We start from the raw sequence: 24553 nt of genomic DNA, 5'->3' as shown, positions 1-24553 counted from the left end.
CGCGCTGCGGCTTTCAGCCGACCTGCCGACTGTCAGGATTATTCCGGAACAGGCGGCCTGCTTCTTCGCGGGACATCGGGCGGCCAAAGTAGAAGCCCTGGATCTTGTCGCATCCCAGATTGCGGATCAGCTCCGCTTCCTCGGCCGTTTCCACGCCTTCCGCCGTTGTCGTCATGTCGAGGCTTTTCGCCATCGCAACCACGGCGTTGATGATCGCGAGGCTCTCATTGCTTTCCTGCGCCGCGCCCTGCACGAACGTGCGATCGACCTTGATTGTAGAGAACCGCAGCTTGCGCAGGTAGCCGAGCGAGGAATAGCCGGTCCCGAAATCATCAAGTGCGACGGAACAGCCGAGCGCCATGATCTGTTCGAGCGAATTGCGCGCGGTTGTCGCGTCGCGCACGAAGATGCTCTCGGTCACCTCGACCTCAAGGCGTTCTGGCCTGAGCCCGCTTGAGGCCAGCGCGTCGATCACGTCCTGGTGGAATTCCGGCTCGAGCAATTGCTCGGGCGAGACATTCACGTTGACCTTGATGTGTTCGGGCCAGGCGCGCGCTTCCATGCAGGCTTCGAGCAGGACCCACTTGCCGATCGGCACGATGAGCCGCGTGTCTTCTGCCAGCGGAATGAATTTGCCGGGGCTCACGAAACCGTGTTCCGGGCTGTTCCAGCGCACCAGCGCCTCGAAGCTGACGATCTCTTCGCTGCGCGCATCGACCACCGGCTGGTAATGCAGCACGAACTCGTCTTCGAGCACCGCCTTGCGCAGCGAAACCTCCAACCGACGGCGTTCCTCTGCGGTGGCGTGCAATTCAGGTTCGAAGCGGCAATGCTCGCCGCCGCCGACATCTTTCGCGCGGTACAGCGCAAGGTCGGCATTGCGCATCAGTTCCTCGACCGAATTGCCATCGCGCGGCCCGACTGCCGAACCGACACTGGCTCCGACATAGAGCGTGTGCTGATCGACCTGATAGGGTTCGGACAGCGCCTCGATCACCTTCAGCGCGGTATCACCGATGATTTCCCCATCGCTTGCGTCGCGAATGACGATGGCGAATTCGTCGCCGCCCAGCCTGCCGCACAGCAAATCGTTACCGATCATGGCCTGCAATCTGGAGGAGACCTGCGCGAGCAACTTGTCTCCGATCATGTGTCCCAGCGAATCGTTGACCGCCTTGAACCGGTCGAGATCGACCATCAATAACGCACATCGGGTGCGCCACTGCGCCGCATAGCGAAGAGCCTCGCCCAGCCCTTCGTTGATCTGCAACCTGTTCGGCAGCGAAGTGAGCGTGTCAAACCGGGCGAGGTAGGCGATTTTCTCGCTCGAGGCGCGCTTCTCGGTCACATCGGAGCCGACCCCGCGAAACCCGACAAACCGGCCGCGCTCATCGCGCATCGGTGTGCCTGAGAGCTCCCACCAGCGTTCCTCTCCCCTGATCGATACATGCACGATGAGGTTCGAGAAGTTTTCATGGTTCTTCAACCGCTCGGCCAGTTCGCGCAGGCTCGGCGCGTAGTCGCGCGGGTCGCAATTACGCGTCGCGATAAGCTCCAGCAGCGGCTTGCCCTCCGCTTCCTCTTGCGCATGGCCGAGAGCGAATGCGAACCGCGGGCTGACAGAGCGCAGGCGCCGCGTTGTATCGACCTCCCACAGCCAGTCCGCCTCGTTCTCTTCAAACTCCCGCAGCAGTAGCGAGACGACCTCCTCCTTTTCGACCAGGCTCGTCTCGGCTATGCTTCTGGCCAGATGGAGCCTTCCGACTTCTACCGTGCCCAGCAAGGCGACGATCATGAAGACAAATGTTGCCCCCATCAGGACCCAAAGACCGTTCAGCGCGCAGAATATGAGTGTCGCGGTCCCGATTATCAGGGTCGAACATGCAATGCTGGCCGGGGAGTTTGTGAAGAAGAATATCGACCCGCAGATCGCTATGACAAGGATCACCAGAAGCGCTGCAAGATCGCTTGCAGTGCCAAAGGGTGCGAATGCCAGTACCGGAACCGACCATAGCATCCCGGACATGACCGCGGTCGTGAGGTTTTGTCTGAATTCATCCGGTGTGAGCCGGCGGCGATCCGCATCGGCCAGTCGGTTGTCGATTATCACGCCGCGAACATGCACTGCTCCAAGCGCAATCACCCATCCAATAATCCATATGGCCGGGACGGCATCGAGAAATATCTGAGCGACGAACAGCGCCAACACGGCCTGTCCGCAGGCCCGGTAGAACGTCAGCTTGGCCAACTCGGCATATTGCAATCCGCGCAGCCGCGCCCAGTCCGGATCCTCGCGGTTCTTTATGCCAAGAACGGCTGAAACGGTCAGGTCAGGCGACGCGGCCTGTTGTGGGGATGGAACCGGTTTGCTCACAATGAAAAGGAATTAAGGAGCAAAGGTTAGTGGCGGGTAAAATTGGCGGCGAGGTTAAAATAAATTTCGCGCCCCCGAGTTTGATATATTTCATATATAATTCAATAACATCAACCAAATCCCCGCAGGATTCGGGAGTGCGATCAGGGTCTCAAACGCCCCGCAGTCTTTACGAGTTCAATTTTCGCGAATTTCGTTCATTCGACCGTGACGGACTTCGCAAGGTTACGCGGCTGGTCGACATCGGTGCCTTTGACCACTGCGACATGGTAGGCGAGCAGCTGGACCGGGATGGCGTAAACGAGCGGCGCGATCAGCGGATGCACGCTCGGCATTTCGATGGTCGCCATGCATCCCTCGCCAGCATCCTCAAGGCCCTTGGAATCGGAAATCAGGACAACCTGCCCGCCCCGCGCGCGCACCTCTTCCATATTGGACACAGTCTTTTCGAACAGGGGTCCAGACGGCGCAATGACGACCACCGGCACATCATCGTCGATAAGCGCGATCGGTCCATGCTTCATTTCGCCAGAAGCATACCCCTCGGCGTGGATGTAGCTGATTTCCTTGAGCTTCAGCGCCCCTTCCATGGCGAGCGGGTAATCCTGCCCGCGTCCCAGATACAACACGTCCCTCGCCGGAGCGATCAGGTGCGCCATCGCGGCAATGTCATCATCATGATCGAGCGCGGCGTTCAGGCACGCGGGCGCCTCAAGCAGGTGCTGAACGACATCGATTTCTTCCTCGCGGCTCATCAGGCCCTTCTTCACAGCCATGTGCGCGGACAGTGCGGCGAGCACGGCAAGTTGGCATGTGAACGCCTTGGTCGATGCGACCCCGATTTCCGGTCCGGCATGGGTCGGCAGCAGCAGATCGGCCTCGCGCGCCATCGTGCTTGTTGGCACGTTGACGACCACGCCGATGGTCTGGCCCTCTTCCTTGCAGTGGCGCAGCGCGGCGAGCGTGTCCGCCGTCTCACCGCTTTGGGAAATGAAAAGAGCGAGGCCGCCATTTTCGAGAACCGGCTCGCGGTAGCGGAACTCGCTGGCAACATCGATATCGACCGGCACGCGGGCGAATTGTTCGAACCAGTATTTCGCGACCAGCCCGGCGTAATAGGACGTACCGCAGGCGACGATGGTCAGGCGGCGGACGGAGGAAATGTCGAAGTCGAACTGCGGCAGTGCCACCGAGTAATCGTCGCGGCGCAGATACGATCCGAGCGTCTGCGCCACGACCGTGGGCTGCTCGAAAATCTCTTTCTGCATGAAGTGGCGGTAATTGCCCTTTTCCGTGGCGGCTGCCGATGCGCCCGAGGTACGCACCTCGCGAGTGACTTCATTGCCATCGAGGTCGAAGATCTGCGCGCCTTCGTGGGTGATGACCGCCCAGTCGCCTTCCTCGAGATAGGATATGCGCTGGGTCAGCGGGGCGAGCGCCAGTGCGTCGGAGCCGAGATACATCTCCGGCTCCTCGCCTTCGGGACCGTAACCCACCACGAGCGGCGATCCGAGCCGTGCGCCGATGAGCATTCCGGGATGGTCGCGAAACGCGATCGCGAGCGCGAAGGCGCCGCGCAGCCGGGGCAGGACGTTCTTCACCGCCTCTGCCGGACTCTCGCCATTCTCGATCCGGCGAGAGATCAGGTGAGCGACAACTTCGCTGTCGGTTTCGCTTTCGAAAGTGCGACCGTCTCCGCGCAGTTCCGCGCGCAATTCCTTGAAGTTTTCGATGATGCCGTTGTGGACGATGGCTACCTCGCCCGTCGCATGCGGGTGCGCATTTTCGGCGGTTGGCGCGCCGTGCGTCGCCCAGCGCGTATGCGCGATACCGACATGGCCGGGCGCATCTTCATCGCGCAGGACATTGACGAGATTGGACAGCTTGCCCTTGGCCCGGCGACGGACCAGCCGGCCTTCGTGCAGGGTGCAGATGCCGGCGCTGTCATAGCCGCGATATTCCATCCGCTTCAGGCCATCCACCAGCCGGTCCGCCACAGGCTCGCTGCCTACAATCCCGATAATGCCGCACATGTCTGGTCGTGTCCCCTGTTGGTGCTGCGCGACTGCGCCCGCGCATATGAACAAAGCCTTGAAGGAAGGTGCGTTCCTAGCCGCTATCGCTTTAACGGCAAGCCCTCATGCTGCGAACTGGTGCGCAAGCCGTCGCGCCACAAGAACAGCCCTGCGGCGATGATCAGCCCGGCACCGATCAGCGTCAACAGGTCGGGCCGATCTCCGAACCACCACCATCCCAGCGCGATAGCGATCAGCATCTGCACATAGATCGCAGGAGCAACTTGCGAGGCCCCCGCTTTCGAGGTGCCGATATAGGCGAGCCAGTGCGCGGTGCTGGCGGTGAAGGCAACGACGGCGCAGCGCGCCACCACATCCCAGCTTGGCCAGCCGAAATCGAGCTGTTCAATGCCCGACAATTTCAGCCCGGCGCTGAGCGCGATCAGGATCGGCGCGCAGATTGCTGCAATGAACACCTGCATGGAAAGCGCACTGCCCTGCCCGGCGCTAGCCCGGTTGGCGATCATCATCAGCGCGAAGAACACCGCCGACACAAGCGGCAACAGCGCGCCCCAGCCCAGCTCGGCAAGGTTTGGCCGCAGGATGATGGCCACGCCCGCCAGTGCAACCAGCGATACACCGTAGACCGCCGGCTTCACTTTTTCTCCCAGCAGTGGAACCGACAGCACCTGCGTCAGCACCGGAGAGAGAAACGCAATTGCCATCGCTTCGGCGAGCGGCATTATGTAGATCGCGGAAAAGAAGCAGACCGAAGCCAGCGCTAGACACGTGCCGCGTGCCACCTGTAGCCAGGGATTGCTCGGCTTGAAGGCCTGGGCGCCTTCGCTGCGCAGCAAAAGCGCGGAAAGCGCCAGCGCTCCGATCGAGAAACGCACGGCTGCCACCGCGTAAGGAGGCCAATCGCCCGCCATGCTCTTCACCACCGCATCGCCAACCGACAGCGTCGCAAATCCGGCAACAGCATAGGCAAGCCCGGTGCGCTCTTCCCCGGTCATACGTGCTGTCCCATCTGCCGCGCCATCGTTCCGCCGTGAACTCGGCTCGGAAGAAACGCAAGCGAAACGGAGCAGTCCACGCGGCGATGCACGGCTTAGGAAAAAAATAAGGTTTCCGAATTATTCACCAAACTTCGAGAGGCGCTGTTCGCCCTGATGTGAACAAGTGCAATGGTTTGAAATGTTTGGCCTCGGGGGCTTGGAATGAGCGCATTCGGTAAAAAAGGTGGTGCAGGCGGTTCGAAAGCGGGCGGACGTCCAGCGTTCGGCGTTGCGCGTCCCATGACGACCGGGAAACCGTCAGGCGATGATGCGAAAGGCGGCGAACAATTCCCGCCGCTGCCCGAAGAAGGCGACAAGGCGAAATCGGCCGCGCCGCCACCTGCCAATTCCAAACCGCAGAACTCTGCCGAAGCGATGGACCGCCTCGCCGAACGCATGAACGCGACCCACGCGTCTGAATCCGAAACCGGCGGGTTCGAAGCCAGCGTCCACAAGATCAAGGAGCAGGTGCTCCCGCGCCTGCTCGAACGTGTCGATCCGGAAGCCGCCGCCACGCTTTCCAAGGAAGAGCTGTCGGAAGAATTCCGGCCGATCATCATGGAAGTGCTGGCCGAGCTTAAGGTCACGCTGAACCGCCGCGAGCAATTCGCGCTCGAAAAAGTCCTCATCGACGAGCTGCTGGGCTTCGGTCCGCTCGAGGAATTGCTCAACGATCCGGACGTGTCCGACATCATGGTCAACGGCCCGGACCAGACCTATATCGAGAAAAAGGGCAAGCTCGTCATGGCGCCGATCCGGTTCCGTGACGAACAGCACCTGTTCCAGATTGCCCAGCGCATCGTGAACCAGGTCGACCGCCGCGTCGACCAGACCACGCCGCTGGCCGATGCCCGCTTGAAGGACGGTTCACGTGTCAACGTGATCGTCCCGCCGCTGTCGCTGCGCGGCACCGCGATCTCAATTCGTAAGTTCTCCGAGAAGCCGATCACCCTCGATATGCTCAAGGAATTCGGTTCGATGAGCGAGAAGATGTGTACCGCGCTCAAGATCGCGGGCGCATGCCGGATGAACGTCGTGATCTCGGGCGGTACGGGTTCGGGTAAGACGACCATGCTCAACGCCCTGTCGAAGATGATCGACCCGGGCGAGCGCGTTCTCACCATCGAGGATGCCGCCGAACTTCGTCTGCAACAGCCGCACTGGCTGCCGCTCGAAACGCGTCCGCCTAACCTTGAAGGGCAAGGCGCGATTACGATTGGCGACCTCGTCAAGAACGCCCTGCGTATGCGTCCTGACCGGATCATCCTGGGTGAGATTCGCGGCGCGGAATGTTTCGACCTTCTCGCCGCCATGAACACGGGCCACGATGGCTCCATGTGTACGCTTCACGCCAACAGTCCGCGCGAATGCCTTGGCCGTATGGAAAACATGATCCTGATGGGGGACATCAAGATCCCGAAAGAGGCAATTTCGCGCCAGATCGCTGAATCGGTCGACCTGATCGTTCAGGTAAAGCGCCTTCGCGACGGTTCACGCCGTACCACCGACATCACCGAAGTGATCGGGATGGAAGGCGATGTGATCGTGACCCAGAACCTGTTCAAGTTCGAATATCTGGACGAAAGCGAAGACGGCAAGATCCTTGGCGAATTCAGAAGCTCGGGACTGCGCCCCTACACGCTCGAAAAAGCGCGTCAGTTCGGGTTTGACCAAGCGTATCTTGAGGCGTGTTTGTAAAATTGTGCGCGCGCGCCGGATGGTGTGCGCATGTCACAAATTCCCAAGCACCACCGGCAAGCTCATCGCGAGCATCCCGCCGCCGATTATGGCGCACAGCACGAACAAGGTCGTCCACGGCATGAAGCCGACCCGCTCGAGCCGGTCGAGCTCGCGTGCCTTGCCGCGCCGTCGCTCCATCAGCGCGCAAAATGCAGCGAGGATCCAGAACGCACCGCCTGCCAGCGCAAGCAGGACAGCGTCGCTGGCAAATGCGAGTTGAGTGAGAAAATCCATAGCAGGCTGGCGATGTAGTCGTTCACGGCGCTTGCGCAATGCTCGTACGCGCCTACAGCGCGCGGTCAATGGATGGTTCCGTCGCCCGCCCTCGCCCGCTGCTCGCCCTAGGCGTGCGCCTTGCCACTGCTGCAGTGCTGGCGACGATGGCGATGCTCGTGAAGCTCGCAGGCACGCGCGGCGTGCACCTGGCGGAGCTGGTTTTCTGGCGGCAGGCGATCACGCTCGTTTGCATTGTCGGACTGCTCGCGGCGTGGGGCCGGCTTGCGATCGTCAGGACAAAGCGGTTTGGCGCACATGCCCGGCGCGCTGCCTACGGCATCACCGGAATGTTCTTCGTCTATGGAGCGGTCATGCTGCTGCCCTTGCCGGAGGCGACCGCGATCAGCTTCACCGCGCCGTTTTTCGCCGTGATGATCTCGGTGCTGTTCTTTGGCGAAAGCGTCGGCAAGTATCGCTGGGGCGCGGTGGTGCTCGGATTTGCAGGTGTGCTGCTGATAACCCAACCCAGCTTCCTCGGCGGCGGGAGCGACCTCGTCGATCCGGTGGGCGCGGCAATCGGGCTGTTCGCAGCCTTGCTCGTCGCGCTGATCAGTTTCCAGATTCAGGACCTCAACAAGACCGAGAGTCCGTGGAGCATCGTGTTCTGGTTCACCGCGATCACCACGCCCCTCACCGCTCTGGCAATGCCGTTCGTGATCGGCGCGCACGATCCGCAGACTTGGGCGATCATCGTCGCGATGGCGCTGTGCGGGGCGCTTGCGCAAATCCTGCTGACCACATCGCTGCGTTTCGGGTCGGCGGCGGTCATCCTCCTGATGGATTACACATCGCTGCTGTGGGCGACCTGGTACGGCTGGAGCGTGTTCGACCAGGCTCCCGGCGCGAGCCTGTGGATCGGTGCACCGCTCATTATCGGCGCAGGCGTGCTGATCGCTTGGCGCGAGCGGCAATTGGCCCGCGCCAAAGTGCGTCTTGCCGCAGCCAAGGAACCGAACGCAGCGCTATGAATTATAGCGATATATGTCTTCGAACGAGAGGAGGATTCAATGATCCGCAAGACCTTGATCGCAATCGCCCTTGGCGCGATGACCCTTTCAGCCGCAGCCTGCAACACGGTGCGCGGCGTGGGTGACGACCTGAATTCTGCAGCTGATGCGGTGGATGAAGAAACATAAAAACGGGTTCGCTCGAACCGCCGCACAAGGGCTCGCCTCAAGGGCTGGCCCTTTTTTGTTGCCATCGGGCGGTTTTGCGGCGATCCTCGCTGCTCGGGATACGAAGGTAACAAACAATGACTCGCAAGATTTTCAATGCCGTGGCCGTGGCCGCAATTCTCGCCTCGACGGCGGCGTGCAACACTGTGCGCGGTGTGGGCGACGACCTTAAATCGGTCGCCGACGCTGTCGACGAAGAAACCTAAATCCGCCGATAGATCAGCATCAGGTTGTTCGCCGGCATTAGGTGACGTGCGGCACGGACGAAACCGTGCCTGCGGGCGGCGTTGTCCATGTCTGCGACCTGCCGAATGCCCCAGTCCTGGTTGCGTGCTCGCAAGCTGAGGTCGAAATCGAGATTGGATTGCGCAGGCTCGGTCTGATCCTCGAAGTATGGCCCGTAGAGGATCAGCGGCGCATTGTCGCCGCTCAGGACATGCGCCGCACCCTTGAACAGTCCGTTTGTCGCCGACCAAGGGCTGATATGGACCATGTTGATGCACAGGACAGCCTCTGCGGATCGCGGAGCCCAGTCCGGCAAGGCCGCATCCAGCACCACCGGTTCGAGGAGGTTCGATCCACCATAATCCTCTCGGTACGCGGCGATCGAGGCGATCGCATCGTGATCGGGATCGCTCGGCTGCCAGCCAAGCGCGGGAAAGCGTTCAGCAAAGAACACCGCGTGTTCGCCCGATCCACTGGCGATCTCCAGCACGAGACCCTGGTCCGGCAATTCCATTTCCAGAACCGCCGCAATAGCTTCCCGGTTACGCTCGGTCGCGGGCGCATGACGTTTCACCGGTCAGCCGACCTGCCGCTCCTGCCCCTCCCAGTAAGGGTCGCGAAGTTGGCGGCGCAGGATCTTGCCTGAGGCGTTGCGCGGCATTTCTGGAATGACGTCCACGCTCTTCGGTGCCTTGAACGCAGCGATGCGTTCGCGCGTGTAGGAGATAACCTCGCCCTCATCGATTTCCTCGCCGGGTTTGCACACGACGCAGGCTTTCACCTCTTCGCCCCACTTTTCGGACGGGACGCCAATCACTGCGACCTCTGCGACGGCAGGGTGTCCAAAGATGGCATTCTCGACCTCTGCGGGATAGACGTTTTCGCCGCCCGAGATGATCATGTCCTTGATCCGGTCCTGAATGTAGACATAGCCGTCATCATCCATGATCCCGGCATCGCCTGTATGCAGCCAGCCATCATCGTCGATCGTGCTGGCCGTCGCATCGGGCAGTTTCCAGTATCCGGCGGTGTTGGAGGGCGATCTGATGCAGACCTCACCGATCTCGCCGCGCGGAAGCTCGCTATTGTCGCTGTCCCTGACCTCGATCTCGACCCCCGGCACAGCCTTGCCCGCCGAGCGCATCCGCTCATTTCCCTCGAGGCTGTGATCCTCCGGCGGCAGCAGCGAGATCGTGCCGCTCGTCTCGGTCATGCCATAGGCTTGCAGGAATTTGGTGGTGGGCATGGTCTTGACCGCTTCTTTCAGCAGCTCGAGCGGCATCGGCGCGGCCCCGTACATCAGGTATTGCAGATGCGAGAAATCGGTGTCGGCTGCGCGCGGGTGCTGCACCACCATTTGCAGCGCGGCGGGCACGATGAACATATGGGTCGCGCCGTTCTCGATCGCCTCTAGCACGCCGACGGGAGTGAATTCGGCCTGCACCTCGCTGCGGATGCCATTGGCGACGGCGATATTCATCAGGCCGGTTCCGCCGATATGCGCGCATGGCATGGCGATCAGCATGCAATCGCCATCTTCGAAGAAATTCCACGGCAGACCCGCCTCGTTGCCCGGATTGCGCAGGCCGAGCAGGTTTCCGTTCGAAAGCACCGCACCTTTTGGATTGCCGGTCGTGCCGGACGTGTAGAGCTGCAGGATCGGCTCATCCTCGCCGGGCGGGGCGTAGCTTGCAGGCGGAAGTTGCGCGGCCTCGCGCCTGGCGAATTCAGCCTCGATCACTTGCGGTTTGGCCGGTACTTCCTGCGACACGTCTTGCGCCGTTTCAAAGAATTCCTCTCCGCAAAACAACAGCTTTGCGCCTGTGTCCTCGAGGATGTAGGCGATTTCGCGCGGGGCCAGCCGCCAGCCGATTGGCACCATCACCGCGCCCATCCGGGCAGCCGCGAGGTAGAGCAGGAAATAGAGGTCGGAATTCTTGCCGAGCCACGCGATCCGGTCGCCCTTGGCAATGCCTCGGTCCCTGAACAAAGTGATCAGGCGCCGGGTCAAATCGTCTGCCTGGGCATAGGTGGTGATGCGCCCTTCCTGTTCGAAGGCGGTCGCGTCGGGCCGCTCTTTCGCCCAGAAGTTCAGGATTTTATCGAATGTGACAAAGCTGTGATGGGCGTTCTGCTCCATGACCGTGATCTCTCCCCAGATGCATTATTACGCGCAAGTCTAGGGCAAAGCGCGTCCAGCGGTCCAGCGCTTTACGCTACTGCCAGCGGCCCGATGCCCGCGCGCGGCGCTCTCGAACCAGCAGCCAGACGAACAGGCCTAGCGGCCCGGCCATAAAGGTCGCGAGCAGGACCGGTGCCTGTAACCAGCGCGAGACAGATTTCGCATCGGCATCGCGTGCGATCCACAGGCCGACGAACAGGTCAAAGGCGAGGTAATGCGTCCAGCCGATCGTCACCCCGACATCGCTTGCAAAGATCGCGCGCACGCCTTCGATGGAGGTGAAATCCGCCCCGCCTTCGCCCGCCGGGAGCACGCCGGACAGCACCGCTATCAGGCCGGTTGCGTAGATCAGGCAGAGCAGCCCGACGCCCATGTAGAGCACAGCGGATAGCAGGGATGGCCAGCGCGGCAGCGCGATCAGGCACGCCCACGCAGTCAGCGCAATCAGATTGACGGCATTGAAGACCAGTCCCCAATCCATCACTCTTCGAGGTCTTCCAGGTCTTTCTCGGCCTTGGCGCGCCATTCGCGCGCTGCGCGTTTCATCGCGTCGAGATCATGGGTAAAGCGCCCCTGCGCGCGGCGCATAGCCAGCCCCAGCGCGGCTTCTGCGACCAAGTCAGCTTTCACCGAGTGATACATCCCGTATTTGGCGGGCAGCATCGGCTCGACCAACGGAGCGAATGTCATTGCGGCTTTCTCGGCAAGGCGGAAATCGTTCTGCCGTGAGCCGCGCAGCAGGCCGGGGCGCAGAATGTCGAGCCGCTTGAAACCGACCTTTGTCACCAATTGCTCTGTCTCGCCCTTCACTTTCATGTAGAGGTTCTTCGAGCCCGGATGGGCGCCCGCAGCGCTGATAAGCACCATGTTGAGCACGCCTGCCGCTTTGGCCGCTTCGGCGGTTTCGACGATCAGGTCCTGATCGACCGCGCGAAATGCCTCCTCATCGCGGCCCGCCTTTTTCCAGGTGGTGCCGAGCGCGCATATGAACGAGCGCGGCTTGACCGCCTCGAACACTTCGCCCCACTTCGCCGGATCGGCGACGAACATCTCCATACGCGCGCCTTCGGGCAGCTTGATTTCGCGCCGGGCGATGCCGACGATCCGGGCCTGCTCGGATTCGCTCGATATCTCGATGACCCGGCGCCCGATCAGCCCGGTGGCTCCGACCATTCCGATGCGTTCAGGGGCCTTGCGCCCCATGGTCCTGCTTGCACGCGCGCCGCGCCTAAGGTTAGACATTGCTCAGTCCCTGCGGTTGTTCGCCGTAGATCGTAGCACAGGCTTGCATCGCAAAACTGTCGCTCATTCCGGCGATGAAATCAGCGATCACGCGTGAGCGGCCCGGATCATGCTCGGGAAGGCGCTGCCGCCAGTCTTCGGGCATGAGCCGGTCGTCCTGCGAATATGCCGCGAACAGGCGCGCGATAACGTCACGCGCGCGCTGTGCGGCTTCGACCTGTTCTGGGTGGTAGTATAACTTTGTGTACATGAACGATTTGAGAGCGCGTTCGTGGACCGCCATTTCCGGCGAGAACCCGCCGATTTGCCGGCCTGCCTCGCGAACTTCGCCTGCCGAACCGAGGCCATCTGCCTGCGCGCTCGTATGCTCGATGACGTCGTTCACCATAAGGCCGATCTGGTCGCGGATAAGCTCGCGCAGCATCCGGTCGCGCGGTGCATTGGGAAACCGCTTTTCAACAGCGCGCCATTGGTCGGCGAGAAAGTTCAGCTCCATCAAATCGTCGAGATCGAGAAAGCCCGCCCTCAGCCCGTCGTCGATATCGTGATTGTCATAGGCGATATCATCGGAGACAGCGGCGATCTGCGCCTCGAGCGAGGGCCACGTCCCGAGATCAAGCGGGAACGCCTCGTCGAGCTGCGCTAACGCCCAGTTCGGAGCGTTTACCGGCCCGTTATGCTTTGCCAGCCCCTCGAGCAGGTCCCATGTCAGGTTCAGCCCGTCATGCGAGGGATAGGGGCTTTCGATGCGCATAACCGTGCGCAGCGCCTGGGCGTTGTGGCAAAATCCCCCGTGGCGGCTCATCGCTTCCGCCAGCGCGTCTTCCCCGGCATGGCCGAACGGCGGATGGCCTAAGTCATGCGCGAGGCACAGCGCCTCGGTCAGGTCTTCATCCAGCCCGAGCGCGCGGGCGAGGACGCGCCCGATCTGCGCGACTTCGAGGCTGTGCGTAAGGCGGGTTCGGTAGTGGTCGCCATCCGGTGCGATGAAGACCTGCGTTTTCGATTTGAGCCTGCGAAAGCTCATCGAGTGAATGATGCGGTCCCGGTCGCGCTGAAATTCGCTGCGCGGTCCGCGGGTCTCGGCATTCGTTGGCGCAGGGCCAGCCATGCCCTCACCAGCGCAGCGCCGCACTTCGAATTCACGCCCGCGCGTTTTCGACGGGTCGGCAGCATAGGGCGCGCGGAATATCACGGTTCTAGCGATTAGGTCAGCGCGGGGCTCGGCTCAACGGGAACAGATGGGCAACCTTGGATGATTGCCGTGGACAGTAACCGGTTCGCCGCCGCCCCGTTCGATATCGGGAAAAAGGAGTGGGACCGCTCTCCGGGTGCATTGGGGGGGGGGGGGTGGAGAGCGGTCCCGAGGACCTCAGGCGACCCGAGGACCCAGAATCTGTTCATTACGTTGCAATGACAAACTCAATTCCCGCCTAGGCGCGAGGAATGTCGGATGCATCCTATGATTTGCCTGCTTAAGCCGAGTTGTGCCGCCAAAGCGGTGAGATGCGCGCTATTCCACCAATTCGTGCTCGAGGATCCAGTCTGCCGCCGCTTGACAGTGAATTCGCGTCGAGTCGAACACTGGCAAGACGTTTGCATCTACATCGACAACCAGATCCAGTTCCGTACAGGCGAGGACGATCGAGTCGGCCCCTTCCTGCGCCTTGTTGGTGATGATGGTTTTCAGCTGCCGCTCGGCATCACGGGTAATCTTTCCAACCATCAGCTGGTCGTAGATTATGCGGTTGAGCGTTTCGACATTGTCCATATTGGGCGGGAGCAGCTCGATACCGTAGGAGACGAGCCGTTTGCGGTAGAAACTCTCTGTCATAACGTTGCGCGTGCCGATCAGGGCTGCGCGTTTATGGCCGGCATCCTTCAGAGCGCGGCCAACATACTCGGCGATATGCAGGATCGGAATACCGACTTCCTCTGCGACTTCGTCATACAGCTTGTGCATCGAATTGGCCCCGATGATCAGCGCCTCTGCGCCGCCAGCCTCAAGCCGCTTGGCACTGCGGGCGAGAACGCCTGCGGCTCGTTTCCAGTCTTTTCCCTCCTGCAAGCCGTATAGCTCGGAGAAATCGAGGCTCTCGATGAGCAACGGCGCGCTGGCCATCGGCGCCGAGCGTTTCTGCACGATGCGGTTGATCCGATCGTAATAGATACCGGTCGACACCCAGCTCATGCCGCCAATAAGTCCCAATTTGCGCAAAGGTAGTTCCTCGAATCCGGTCAGAAGCGATAGAAACGATCTAGCGGCGAACTTGATCCGGCGTCTATAGCTACCGGTTAATTCCCAGGGTTTGGCGGCACAGGTGTTGTTTCGACATCAGCAAGCCATTCGCGCACATCTGCCAGAGTCTCTGCCGGTGCCTCTTTCTGCGGCAAATGACCGATACCGGGATAGGTGACGACACGGCTGTTTGGCATCACCCGGTCGAGCCATTCGCCCGCTTCGACCGGGATCAGGCGGTCTTCGGTGCCCCACAAGATCAACGCTGGTGCCTCGATGCCGGCAATCTCGCCTTCGGCCAGCGGGTCGTAATCGGTCGAAAACCGCTTCATCGTCGCCCGGCGATTGCCGGGATAGCGCAGCAATTCCCAATAGCGATCGACCATTTCCTCGGTGACGACTGACGGGTCCGCAACCGATTGCTGGAGCGATTGTTCGATCAGGCTGCGCGGCGTGATCTGTTCAGCGATGCTGTTGACGATGGGCGTCCGCGCAATCGTGAACCCGATATTGCCGCTGTCTTCGTCATCATTGTCGTTGCGGATGATCGGCCCTCCGCTCGCATCGACCAGGATCAGCCCCCTCACCTTTTCGGGATATGCCGCGGCAAAGGCGAGCGCGTGTTTGCCGCCCATCGAATTGCCTCCGACGACAAAGCTATCAATGCCGAGTGAAGAGGTGAGCGCGCGAATATCCTCGGTGAAATTGGCACGGCTGTAATCGTCATCGGGGTCCGCTCCGGTCAGACCGTGCCCGACCTGGTCGAAGCGCACGACCCGGTATTCCTGCTTCAACCCCTCGGCCCATTCATCCCATGTGCGCAGGTCCGAATTGGAACCGTGCAGCAGGACGATCGGGGGTGCATCGCGTGGTCCCTCGTCGCGAACGTGGGCAATCACGCCGTCCCCGATCTGAACGAATTGCGACGGCGCAGTCCCGTATTTCGCGCGCATCTCGACAAGATCGGTGTCGGGCGTTCGGAAAATTAGGAAAGCGATCACCAGCAGCGCGATCAGCGTGAAGAGGATTCGCAGCGGCCACTTCATCGCAATGCATCCGCCCCAGGCATTTCCTCGATCCAGCGGCTAACTACGTCTACGCCGACAGGGTCCACGGTGGAGCGCCCCAGTTCGGGCATCGCGATACCCGGCTCGGCCGAATCCATCCGGTAGACGAGGATCGAAGAGCCCGGATCACCGGGCGCGATCGACACCGCGTGTCCGCCTGCGCCTCTGCCCGCGGCGACCGGCGGCTTGCGAATGCCCAGCTTGTGCGGATCGTCCTGCTCCCAGCGCAGATCGAGCCCGGAATTCGACGCGCCCCCTCCCGGCTGGTGGCAATGCGCGCAGTTCACATCGAGATAAGCCCGCGCGAGACTGGCCGTGGCAGCATCGTCGCGGCTGCTCCAATCGGGCAGGACGTCCGAGCCTTCGGGGACAGCGGCCAGAAGCCCTGTATCCACCATCTCGCCCAGCCATTCGCGCGAAAGGTTGCGGGCCTTGGGTCCGATGGGAATGACAGCTCCGTCCTTGCTATGGCAGGTCTTGCACTGGTTCTTGTTCGGTATGCGGTAGCTGATTTTCTCGCCCGCCGGAGTGGTGATCGGCAACCTCGCCCCCGCCAGGGCTAGCCTTGCCTCGGTCTGCTCCTCGTTCCAGCGGTAAGGCAGCGCGGTCCAGCCATCGCTGCGGTGAAGCAGCACGCGCGTTTCGATATAGCGCTGCGCCTCGCCCGTACCAAAAGCAAATGTCTTTATGATCGCCGAACCGACCGGGAATTCGAGCAGGCCATCTTCATCGGCGGTCAGCTCGGTTTGCGGCGGGAGGTAGATATACCGCAGCTTGTCCGCCCCGTCCGAATAGAGCGGCGTGTTCAGTTCATACCGAATAACGCCGCTGTTCGGTCGCCGGGCAGCCGGATCAGAGAAAAAGGCAAAGTCATGCAAATTGCGCGGCAGATCCTCTTCCATGATGGCAGAGTGATTTACCAACTCCGGCCCGCCGGAGCGCGCCGCGATCGATCCGCCCAAGGCAATCGCACCGGCCAACAGCAAGGCAAGCGAGCGCTTCACTGCAGCCGCGCCTCCATCCCGTCAGGCAGGACGACCGAGGCAAGCACTGCCGCGCCGCCGGCGATCACCGGCTCGATAATCGAAGGGCTGGCCTGCGTGAAAGGCTGGCCGACCTCAGTCAGTCCGAGCGACACGACCGGCACCGCGTCCTCGACCGCAAGGTTCGCGTGCAGCCCGTCCGTCAGCACTGGCGGCAGCGCGCCGCCCACTGCAGCGGCCAGCAGGTCTCCGCCTTCGAAATCGGGCGCATTCCCGCCCGATCCGTAAACATTGCCGCGCACCACCACATCGACCGGGCGCGGCTCGTAGCGCTCATCATCGAAGGGCTGAGTGTAGGCGATCAGCATCACATGCGAGGTTGAATTGTTGACGAGCGCGTTGTCGAGCACCTGAACGCCTTTGTTCGCCATGACCATCACCCCGGTCCCCGCCGGCACGCTGGCGACGATATTGCCTTCGGGCGCGAAATTGTCGGTGTTGTTGTCGATCACCGCATTGCGCGCAACCAGCACCGATCCGCCGCCAACCTTCGGCAGGCCGGGCAGGTCGAAGACCAGTATCCCGCCCGTGTTGAGCGTCGCGAGGTTTTCGGTCACCTCGGCGAAATTGCTGTTCTCGATCTCAATCCCGGCGACGTTTTCGACCACCCGATTGCGGCGCACGACGATGTTCTCCGACTGGCCGACATAGATGCCAGCATCCGATGCTCCGCGCACATAGCTGTCCTGCACGAGGATATCGCGCGCCTCGACCGGATATATGCCGTAGGCGCCATTGCCTGCATCCGGCCCATTGGTCCATTCGACGCGCAAACCGTGATAGATGATCTGGTCCGCGCCCTTGGACTTGATACCGTCACCCTTGGCATTCTCGACGGCAAAATCGCGCAAGGTCACTCCGTCGGAGGTCACCAGCAGCCCTTCGCCCGACCCTTGCTGATCAGTGAAATCGAGCGCGCTCGCATTCATGCCAGCCCCGCGCACGGTCACTCTGTCAACGTCGAGGCTAAGCCCGTCGGTCAGCGCGTAGCGGCCTGCCTCCAGCACGATTTCATCACCCGGCTGCGCCAGGATAAGCGCCTCTTGCAAGCGCTCCTGTGCTCCGTCGCCCGGCGCAATCGTGTGCGTTTCGGCAAGAACGGGCGCGGCGCTGCCTAGCGCGAGCGCAGCTATTGTCAGTCTGATCATGGGTGTCTCCCTCTCCCGCTTGCATAGTGCCGCAAGAGAGGCGGATTGCAAGAGCGCTTAGTCAGCCTGCGCCGCTTCCAGTCCTGCGATCGACAGCCGCCTGCCGGGCGCAAACGCCAGCGCCCGGCGGAATGCCTCTGCCGCTCCATCCGCGTCGCCCTGCTCCAGCAGCACCTCCCCCAGCAGTTCATAGCTCGGCTTGCGAATAGCGGGCGGACCGAACACCGCCGGAAGCGCTGCTTCCGCCTCGGCAGCGGAACGCAGCATCGCGATCCCGCGCTCGGTCTCGCCCGATGACAGGGCATGGACGGCCCTGCCCTGATCCACCGCAGCTTGAACCCAGGGCGAAATCTGGTCAGCGCCCGCCGACATCGATTTAATGATCGCAATCGTCGCCGCCGCCTCGTCCTCAAGCACTGCCAAGGCATTGGCCGCGCGCGCCGCGTCTCCCATCGATGCAAGCATTTCGGCATTCGCAAAATCATATCGCAATTTCGAGTAGAAAGGCGGGGTAGACCCGATCGGTGTGCGCCAGTCGCCGGTTTCGATCCCGTAGCGCAGTTCCATGTCGCCATAGCTGATTGCAGCGGCGGGGTATCCCGGTTCTCCGCTCTCGACAAATCGGGCAAGCTCCGCCTCTGCCTGCGCGCGACAACCGTCGATAATCGGTACGCGCATCCTTGCCCTGCTGCAGGCGCGCATAAACCAGCCATTCGTTGTAATGACCACACGAAGTTGGCGCGCGGTCTTGAGCTATGCGTTGGCGATCCACCACGGCATCGGCGTTGACATTGGCGATCTCCGATTGCTCCCACATGCCCAATCCGTTGAAGATGTGGCTGACCATGTGCTGCGCGTGTCCCGCATCGGGCGCAATGACCGCATATCGGCGCGCCGCGCGCAGGCCGAGCGGGGCATGATCCGGGTCGTCATAGGAATGGATCAGGTAATGCAGGATGCCCGGATGCTGCTTATGCTCGAGGAACCCTTCCTCAAGCAGCCCTGCGGCTTCCATGTAGATCGGAATCTGCCGCCCGCCATGCGAACTGCCGAGGATGGCAAGGCCGGTGAAGGCGCGCGCGTCGATATCGGAAGGGTCAGAGTCCAGCATCGCGCGCATCTCGGCGAGATAGGCAAGGTCGCGCGCTTTCTTTTCGCCTTCACCATAGAGCGTTTCGACAGCGCCAAGCCATGCCGCCTCGCGCGGGTTTCGAGCCTTTGCGAGCCGCGCTTCAGGCGTCGGAGCGAGCCGGGCCAGGATGTTTCGTGCGGCGTCGCGGTCCTGCTCATCCCAGAGAGGATGGTTATGCGTCATCGCCTCGCCCCAATACGCCATGACGAAATCGGGATCGGCGTCCTGCGCGGCGCGAAAGGCTGCGGCGGCGCGGCTGTATTCGAAGTTGTGAAGCAGAGCGAGACCGCGCAGGAATTCGGCTTTCGCCTGTTCGGTGGCAACGGCCTCGAAAACCATGAATTCGGTTCCAACGCGCTCGGTGGCCTCGGAGGGTTGGGCTGTCGCCGGGAATGCTGAAACAGCGCAGCCAAGCAGCGCAGCGGTCATCATTGGTTTGAACATGGTCTTCTCCTCGTCGAGCGCATGATGCCGCACGATGGGGAGTGCTGACAAGCCTGCCAGCGCCGCGTGCTCTACCGGCCTTGCAGCATCAGGTCGAAGCCGCAGCCGCCCGCGACTGTCACGACCGTTTCAAGCGCAGCTCGATCTTCGACGCGCCGCAGCCGCGCCATCGCCTCGCCGGTCGAGAGCGGGATGCGGCTTTCGCCCTCCTGCGGGGCCGCACGTTCGAGATTGCGCAGCTGGCTGATGCTGAGCCTGTCGGCAAGTCGCGGTGCCATGCATTCGGCCATCGATGGCGGGACACGGTTGTCGAGAAGCGCCTGCTCGATGCGCTGCGCAGTGACCTGCTCGACCACGCCGTCATCGCGCAGCAAGAACCACGCGCCAAGCCCGATCAGGAAGACAATCAACAGGATCACGATGTTGCGCATGGCGGTTTAACCCTAGTCGATCGCCTTGACGATTTCCTCGACCATCTTCTTTGCGTCGGACAGCAGCATGACCGTCTGATCCATGTAGAAGACGTCGTTATCGACCCCCGCGTATCCGACACCGCCCATCGAGCGCTTGATGAAAAAGACCTGCTTGGCCTTGTCGACATCGAAGACCGGCATCCCGTAGATCGGCGAGGTCTTGTCGGTCTTTGCCGCCGGGTTCACCACGTCGTTCGCGCCGATGATGAAAGCGACATCGGCCTGCGCGAATTCGGAGTTGATGTCCTCAAGCTCGAACACCTTGTCATAATCGACACTCGCCTCTGCCAGCAGCACGTTCATATGCCCTGGCATCCGGCCTGCAACCGGGTGGATGGCGAACTTTACCTCGGTGCCGTTTTCCTCGAGCAGGTCGCACATTTCGCGCAGCGCGTGCTGCGCCTGCGCCACCGCCATGCCGTAGCCCGGAATGATGATGACCTTCTCGGCCTGTTCGAGCATGTAGGCGGCGTCTTCCGCGCTGCCCTGCTTGTATGGGCGCTGCTCGCGCGCTTCCCCGCCGCCAGCGGCCGCATCCGCGCCGAAGCCGCCCGCGATCACCGAAATGAAGCTGCGGTTCATGGCCCGGCACATGATGTAGCTCAGGATTGCGCCCGATGAACCTACCAGCGCGCCGGTGATGATCATCGCGGTGTTGCCGAGCGTGAAGCCCATCGCTGCCGCCGCCCAGCCGGAATAGCTGTTCAGCATCGACACCACGACCGGCATGTCCGCTCCGCCGATCGGGATGATCAGCAGGAAACCGATCGCAAAGGCGAGCACGGTAACCGCAACGATGAACGGCAGCGTCGCCGCGGGTCCTGTGGCCGCCGCGAACAGCCCGGTCAGGATGATGATCGCGGCCAGCGTGCCAAGGTTGATGATATGGCGTCCCGGCAGCAGGATCGGAGACCCGCTCATCTTGCCCGAAAGCTTGGCGAAGGCGATGACCGAGCCGGAGAAGGTGATCGCACCAATGGCGATGCCAAGGCCCATCTCGATCTTGCTGACCGGAGAAATTGCTCCGTCCACCAGCAGGCCGAATGCGCCCGGATTGAGATACGCAGCCCAGCCGACCAGCACCGCGGCCATGCCGACCAGCGAGTGAAAGCCTGCGACCAACTCGGGCATTTGCGTCATCGCAATCCGGCGCGCGATCGTGAAGCCGATCAGCCCGCCGATGGCGATGGCAATGCCGATCTCGAGCAGGTTGGCAACGTCATGCGTGACAAGCGTCGTCGCCACCGCGATCAGCATCCCGATAATGCCGTTGCGATTGCCCGCACGGCTTGTCGCCGGGCTGGAAAGCCCGCGCAGCGCGAGGATGAAGAATACGCCCGAAACGAGGTAAGCGAGCGGGACCCATGCCGGTGTTGCCGAAGCGGCGTCTGATGCGCCCGCGAAAATGGAGAAGATCATCTCTTACTTCTCCTTCTTTTTGTACATTGCGAGCATTCGCTCGGTCACGGCGAACCCGCCGAATATATTGATGCTCGCCAGCACCACGCCTGCAAGGCCGAGATATCTCGCGGTCGGGCTACCCGCCTCCGCCGCCGCGATCAGCGCGCCGACGATGATCACCGACGAAATCGCATTGGTTACCGCCATCAAAGGCGTGTGCAGCGCGGGCGTCACCGACCAGACCACATAATAGCCGACAAAACACGCCAGCACGAAGATCGAGAGAATGCTGATGAAATCCATGGATCAGGCCCCCTTCAGCCGCTCGTTCACAATCTCGCCGCCCTTGGTCAGGCGGATCGCGTCGCCGATCTCGTCGTCGAGCTCGGGCTTGCCTGCCTCCTTGTCCCAGAAAGCCGAGAGAAAGTTGAAATGGTTGCGCGCAAACAGCGCCGAGGTGTCGGCGGCGAGGTGCGCGGGCGTGTTGGCGTAGCCAATAATGGTGACGCCGTGACGCACGACCATGTCATCGGGCACGGAACCTTCGACATTACCGCCCTGCGCGACCGCGAGGTCATAGATCACACTGCCCGGCTGCATCGTGGCAATCTGCTCGTCCGTGATCAGGCGAGGTGCGGCGCGTCCGGGGATGAGTGCGGTGGTGATGACGATGTCCTGCTTGGCGATGTGTTCGGATACGAGTTTCGCTTGCGCGGCCTTGTACTCGTCGCTCATCTCGGTTGCGTAACCGCCCGAGCCTTCGCCTTCGATACCCTCGACATCCTCGACGAAGATCGCTTTCGCGCCGAGACTTTCGATCTGCTCTTTCGTGGCGGAGCGCACGTCGGTGGCGGAAACCTGTGCGCCCAGCCGCTTCGCCGTGGCGATCGCCTGGAGCCCGGCAACCCCGACGCCCATGATGAACGCCTTGGCCGCCTTGACCGTGCCTGCCGCCGTCATCATCATCGGGAATGCGCGCCCGAACGTGTCGTGCCGCAGTCAGAACGGCCTTGTAGCCTACAAGATTCGACTGGCTGGAAAGAACGTCCATGCTCTGCGCCCGAGTGATGCGCGGCATGAATTCCATCGACAGCGCCTCGTAACCCGCCTTGGCATAGGCTTCGACGAGATCGCCGTTGCTGAACGGATCGAACAACGCTGCCACCCACGCGCCCGGTTTAGCCCCTTCGAGAAGCGCGACTTCCGGTGCCTGTATCGCGAGAACGATATCCGCGTGTTTCACGCGCGCGGCGGCATCGCCAATGCTCGCGCCTGCCTCGGAATAGGCATCGTCCGAAATCGAGGCGCCTTCACCGGCCCCCGCTTCGACTGCGAACTCGTTTCCGAGGTCAATGAATTTCTTGACCGTTTCAGGCGTAGCGGCAACCCGCTCTTCGCCTGCGGCGCGTTCTTTCAGGACAGCAATTTTCACGTGGCGGTGTCTGCCTTTATTCTGCGATCAGCATAATTACGAAAAGTGTTATGACCGCGATCAGCGGCACTGCCCATTTCAGCGTGCTCATGAAGCCGCTGTAGGTCTGCTTTGCCTTGTCCATATCGTGCGAAGCCATGGCCCTGGTAATCCTCTTTGATGCTTAACGTCGGGTTCGGCAAATGGTTGCCGATGATTGAATGTGACTGCCCGTATCGCGGAGCGGCCCTGCACTCAAGCCCGCTCTATTGAGAGGAGTGGACGCGCAGACACGACGAAACTGCGCTAAAACCGTCATTGCGCGAGTTCAGCCTTAATCCGGTCTTTACCCAATCTCCGTAGAGTCGCCCGACGTTTCACCCTGGGACGGTTTTCGGGGGCGTGTGGAGGATTTGCGGCTCAAACTATGTCCGATATGGATTCGCACCTTGATAATGCGCCGGAAATGGCTGTCGATACGCGTCTGCTGATGCTGATCGACGATGAGCCTGCGCAAAGCCGGCTTATATCGGCCATTGCGGCGCGCGATGGCTGGCGCACAATCGTGGCCCCGGATGGAGAAACCGCGATCGCCATGCTCGGGACACGCGAAGGCATGCAATTGTCCGCGATCCTGCTCGACCAGTGGGTGCCCGGCGATGATGCCTGCGCACTGATCGAAGAACTCAAGAGCCGCCGCCCTGCCCTGCCGATCCTGATGCTGACGACCAGCGCCTCTCCGCTGCTCGCGGTCGAGGCGATGCGCGCAGGCGCGAGCGACTATCTCGTCAAACCGGTTTCGCCCGACCGCCTGATGGAGGCACTGCGCAGCGTCACCACGCGCGAGGCTCCGCAGAACGAGCTCGCCCCGCTGGCCGAGAAGATGTCCGCCTCGCTCGATTTCGATGCGATGATCGGCACTGCACCCAAATTCCGCACGGCACTCGCTCAGGCGGCCAAGGCTGCGCGCGGGCACGGACATGCATTGATCGAGGGCGAAAGCGGTACGGGCAAGGAAATGCTGTTGCGCGCCATGCGCGCCGCCAGCCCGCGTGTGAAGGAGACACTGCGCTTCATCAATGCCGCCAGCGTCCCGCCCAATTCGATGGAATCGGTTTTGTTCGGGCATGAGCCCAACGCCTTTCCCGGCGCCTTCGACCGCCAGATCGGCGCGCTGCAACAATGCGATGGCGGCACTCTTGTCCTCGACGAGGTCGACCGCCTGACGCCGGACCTGCAAAGCCGCCTCGCCGAAGCGTTCGAGAGCGGTATCGTCCGGCCCATCGGCGCCGCTCATGGTTTCCGCGTCGATGTACGCGTCCTGGCCGCGAGCAATATCGGACTTGCTGCGCTCGTCGATGCGGGCCATTTCGATGCTGCCTTGGCAAAGCGCCTGTCCGCAACCCGCATCGCCCTTCCCCCGCTGCGCGAGAGGTCCGGCGACATACCGGCCCTGACCCGCCATTTCCTTGGCCGGATCGGTGAGCAGCCGGGCCTTCGGCATCTGTCCGTATCTGATACAGCGCTTGCCTTGCTCGCCGCCTATGATTGGCCCGGCAATGTGCGCCAGCTGCAATCGGTCCTGTTCCGCGCGGCGGTCTATTGCGAAGGCAATTCGCTGACCGCAGAAAGCTTCCCGCAGCTCTCCGAGATGCTGGGTGAGATCGAAAGCGATCCGCTGGCAAGCTCGCATGAGGGCATGGGCGTGATGCTCTACACCGACGATGGCAATTTGCGCCCACTCGAAGAGATCGAGGCCGACGTGATCCGCCTCGCGATCGGGCATTACCGGGGCCGGATGACCGAAGTGGCCCGGCGCCTTGGAATTGGACGCTCTACGCTGTATCGCAAGCTCTCCGATCTCGGGATCGACAACGCCGCTTGATCGGCGGCGCGGCTTGGCTTAGC

General features: G+C 61.9%; 24 protein-coding genes and 1 pseudogene. 5 read left to right on the top strand and 20 right to left on the bottom strand.

Translation table 11 applies throughout. From position 1 onward, the window contains the following. Nucleotides 1–13: 13 nt before the first annotated feature. From AC0L39_RS05395 to AC0L39_RS05385, 3 genes are all read right to left on the bottom strand, one after another. The gene (locus AC0L39_RS05395) at nucleotides 14–2374 is read right to left on the bottom strand and encodes a putative bifunctional diguanylate cyclase/phosphodiesterase (protein WP_473261364.1); all 2361 of its coding nucleotides are present in this window, start codon (nucleotides 2372–2374) and stop codon (nucleotides 14–16) included. A 197-nt stretch (nucleotides 2375–2571) separates the two neighbouring features. Beyond that, on the bottom strand, nucleotides 2572–4407 hold the full coding sequence (gene glmS, locus AC0L39_RS05390; RefSeq protein WP_473261362.1) for a glutamine--fructose-6-phosphate transaminase (isomerizing): 1836 nt from the start codon (nucleotides 4405–4407) through the stop codon (nucleotides 2572–2574). 83 nt (nucleotides 4408–4490) lie between these two features. Next, nucleotides 4491–5405, bottom strand: a complete 915-nt coding sequence (locus AC0L39_RS05385; RefSeq protein ID WP_473261360.1) for a DMT family transporter — start codon at nucleotides 5403–5405, stop codon at nucleotides 4491–4493. A gap of 204 nt (nucleotides 5406–5609) precedes the next feature. On the opposite strand from AC0L39_RS05385, the gene AC0L39_RS05380 reads away from it, so the two are divergent. Beyond that, a complete protein-coding gene (locus tag AC0L39_RS05380; RefSeq protein ID WP_473261358.1) occupies nucleotides 5610–7145 on the top strand; it encodes a CpaF family protein in 1536 nt (511 codons plus the stop codon). A 33-nt stretch (nucleotides 7146–7178) separates the two neighbouring features. Here the strand turns inward: AC0L39_RS05380 and AC0L39_RS05375 are convergent, their stop codons facing one another. Further along, nucleotides 7179–7421 carry a hypothetical protein gene (locus AC0L39_RS05375; protein ID WP_473261356.1) on the bottom strand — a complete coding sequence of 81 codons (243 nt, stop codon included), beginning with the start codon at nucleotides 7419–7421 and terminating at the stop codon, nucleotides 7179–7181. 68 nt (nucleotides 7422–7489) lie between these two features. On the opposite strand from AC0L39_RS05375, the gene AC0L39_RS05370 reads away from it, so the two are divergent. The 3 genes from AC0L39_RS05370 (at nucleotide 7490) to AC0L39_RS05360 (ending at nucleotide 8844) form a co-directional block, all read left to right on the top strand. After that, entirely contained in the window at nucleotides 7490–8431 is a 942-nt protein-coding gene (locus AC0L39_RS05370) for a DMT family transporter (protein WP_473261354.1), read from the top strand. A 39-nt stretch (nucleotides 8432–8470) separates the two neighbouring features. Further along, nucleotides 8471–8599 carry a hypothetical protein gene (locus tag AC0L39_RS05365; RefSeq protein ID WP_473261352.1) on the top strand — a complete coding sequence of 43 codons (129 nt, stop codon included), beginning with the start codon at nucleotides 8471–8473 and terminating at the stop codon, nucleotides 8597–8599. A 116-nt stretch (nucleotides 8600–8715) separates the two neighbouring features. Beyond that, entirely contained in the window at nucleotides 8716–8844 is a 129-nt protein-coding gene (locus AC0L39_RS05360) for a hypothetical protein (RefSeq protein ID WP_473261351.1), read from the top strand. On the opposite strand, the gene AC0L39_RS05355 is transcribed toward AC0L39_RS05360, so the two are convergent. From AC0L39_RS05355 to AC0L39_RS05280, 16 genes and pseudogenes are all read right to left on the bottom strand, one after another. Further along, nucleotides 8841–9377: a DUF938 domain-containing protein gene (locus tag AC0L39_RS05355; RefSeq protein ID WP_473262291.1), complete on the bottom strand. Its 537-nt coding sequence runs from the start codon at nucleotides 9375–9377 to the stop codon at nucleotides 8841–8843. The two genes, AC0L39_RS05360 and AC0L39_RS05355, sit on opposite strands and share 4 nt — an antisense overlap. A 63-nt stretch (nucleotides 9378–9440) precedes the next feature. After that, entirely contained in the window at nucleotides 9441–11003 is a 1563-nt protein-coding gene (locus tag AC0L39_RS05350) for a long-chain-fatty-acid--CoA ligase (RefSeq protein WP_473261350.1), read from the bottom strand. Between the two features lie 76 nt (nucleotides 11004–11079). Further along, nucleotides 11080–11526 (bottom strand): ABA4-like family protein, encoded by a 447-nt coding sequence (locus AC0L39_RS05345; protein ID WP_473262288.1) that lies wholly within the window; start codon nucleotides 11524–11526, stop codon nucleotides 11080–11082. Further along, a complete protein-coding gene (locus AC0L39_RS05340; protein WP_473261348.1) occupies nucleotides 11526–12248 on the bottom strand; it encodes an NAD(P)H-binding protein in 723 nt (240 codons plus the stop codon). The genes AC0L39_RS05345 and AC0L39_RS05340 overlap by 1 nt, the downstream gene beginning before the upstream one ends. Nucleotides 12249–12279: 31 nt before the next feature. Continuing rightward, the gene (locus AC0L39_RS05335) at nucleotides 12280–13479 is read right to left on the bottom strand and encodes a deoxyguanosinetriphosphate triphosphohydrolase (protein ID WP_473262287.1); all 1200 of its coding nucleotides are present in this window, start codon (nucleotides 13477–13479) and stop codon (nucleotides 12280–12282) included. Nucleotides 13480–13800: 321 nt separating this feature from the next. Then, a complete protein-coding gene (locus tag AC0L39_RS05330) occupies nucleotides 13801–14505 on the bottom strand; it encodes an aspartate/glutamate racemase family protein (protein ID WP_473261346.1) in 705 nt (234 codons plus the stop codon). Nucleotides 14506–14582: 77 nt separating this feature from the next. Next, complete coding sequence (locus tag AC0L39_RS05325) at nucleotides 14583–15572, bottom strand: alpha/beta fold hydrolase (RefSeq protein WP_473261344.1); 990 nt, start codon at nucleotides 15570–15572, stop codon at nucleotides 14583–14585. Further along, entirely contained in the window at nucleotides 15569–16597 is a 1029-nt protein-coding gene (locus AC0L39_RS05320) for an SO2930 family diheme c-type cytochrome (protein WP_473261342.1), read from the bottom strand. Before AC0L39_RS05320 ends, AC0L39_RS05325 begins: the two co-directional genes overlap by 4 nt. Continuing rightward, nucleotides 16594–17784, bottom strand: a complete 1191-nt coding sequence (locus AC0L39_RS05315; protein ID WP_473261340.1) for a parallel beta-helix domain-containing protein — start codon at nucleotides 17782–17784, stop codon at nucleotides 16594–16596. The genes AC0L39_RS05320 and AC0L39_RS05315 overlap by 4 nt, the downstream gene beginning before the upstream one ends. A gap of 57 nt (nucleotides 17785–17841) precedes the next feature. Then, entirely contained in the window at nucleotides 17842–18249 is a 408-nt protein-coding gene (locus tag AC0L39_RS05310; RefSeq protein WP_473261338.1) for a hypothetical protein, read from the bottom strand. A gap of 16 nt (nucleotides 18250–18265) precedes the next feature. Continuing rightward, on the bottom strand, nucleotides 18266–19360 hold the full coding sequence (locus tag AC0L39_RS05305) for a hypothetical protein (protein ID WP_473261337.1): 1095 nt from the start codon (nucleotides 19358–19360) through the stop codon (nucleotides 18266–18268). 71 nt (nucleotides 19361–19431) lie between these two features. After that, the gene (locus tag AC0L39_RS05300) at nucleotides 19432–19791 is read right to left on the bottom strand and encodes a hypothetical protein (protein WP_473261335.1); all 360 of its coding nucleotides are present in this window, start codon (nucleotides 19789–19791) and stop codon (nucleotides 19432–19434) included. A 12-nt stretch (nucleotides 19792–19803) separates the two neighbouring features. Beyond that, entirely contained in the window at nucleotides 19804–21252 is a 1449-nt protein-coding gene (locus AC0L39_RS05295) for an NAD(P)(+) transhydrogenase (Re/Si-specific) subunit beta (protein ID WP_473261333.1), read from the bottom strand. A 3-nt stretch (nucleotides 21253–21255) separates the two neighbouring features. Beyond that, entirely contained in the window at nucleotides 21256–21537 is a 282-nt protein-coding gene (locus tag AC0L39_RS05290) for an NAD(P) transhydrogenase subunit alpha part 2 (protein ID WP_473261332.1), read from the bottom strand. 3 nt (nucleotides 21538–21540) lie between these two features. Further along, nucleotides 21541–22666, bottom strand: a pseudogene (locus AC0L39_RS05285) (NAD(P) transhydrogenase subunit alpha). A 16-nt stretch (nucleotides 22667–22682) separates the two neighbouring features. Next, nucleotides 22683–22805, bottom strand: a complete 123-nt coding sequence (locus AC0L39_RS05280; protein WP_473261330.1) for a hypothetical protein — start codon at nucleotides 22803–22805, stop codon at nucleotides 22683–22685. A gap of 267 nt (nucleotides 22806–23072) precedes the next feature. Here AC0L39_RS05280 and AC0L39_RS05275 point away from each other — a divergent pair, with 267 nt between their 5' ends. Then, nucleotides 23073–24530: a sigma-54-dependent transcriptional regulator gene (locus AC0L39_RS05275; RefSeq protein ID WP_473261328.1), complete on the top strand. Its 1458-nt coding sequence runs from the start codon at nucleotides 23073–23075 to the stop codon at nucleotides 24528–24530. The last annotated feature ends 23 nt before the right edge of the window (nucleotides 24531–24553 follow it).

The sequence above is a fragment of the Erythrobacter sp. K21-9 genome, assembly GCF_055808355.1.
Note: the sequence above shows the minus strand (reverse complement) of the source record. Positions and strands in the feature narration are given on the sequence as shown.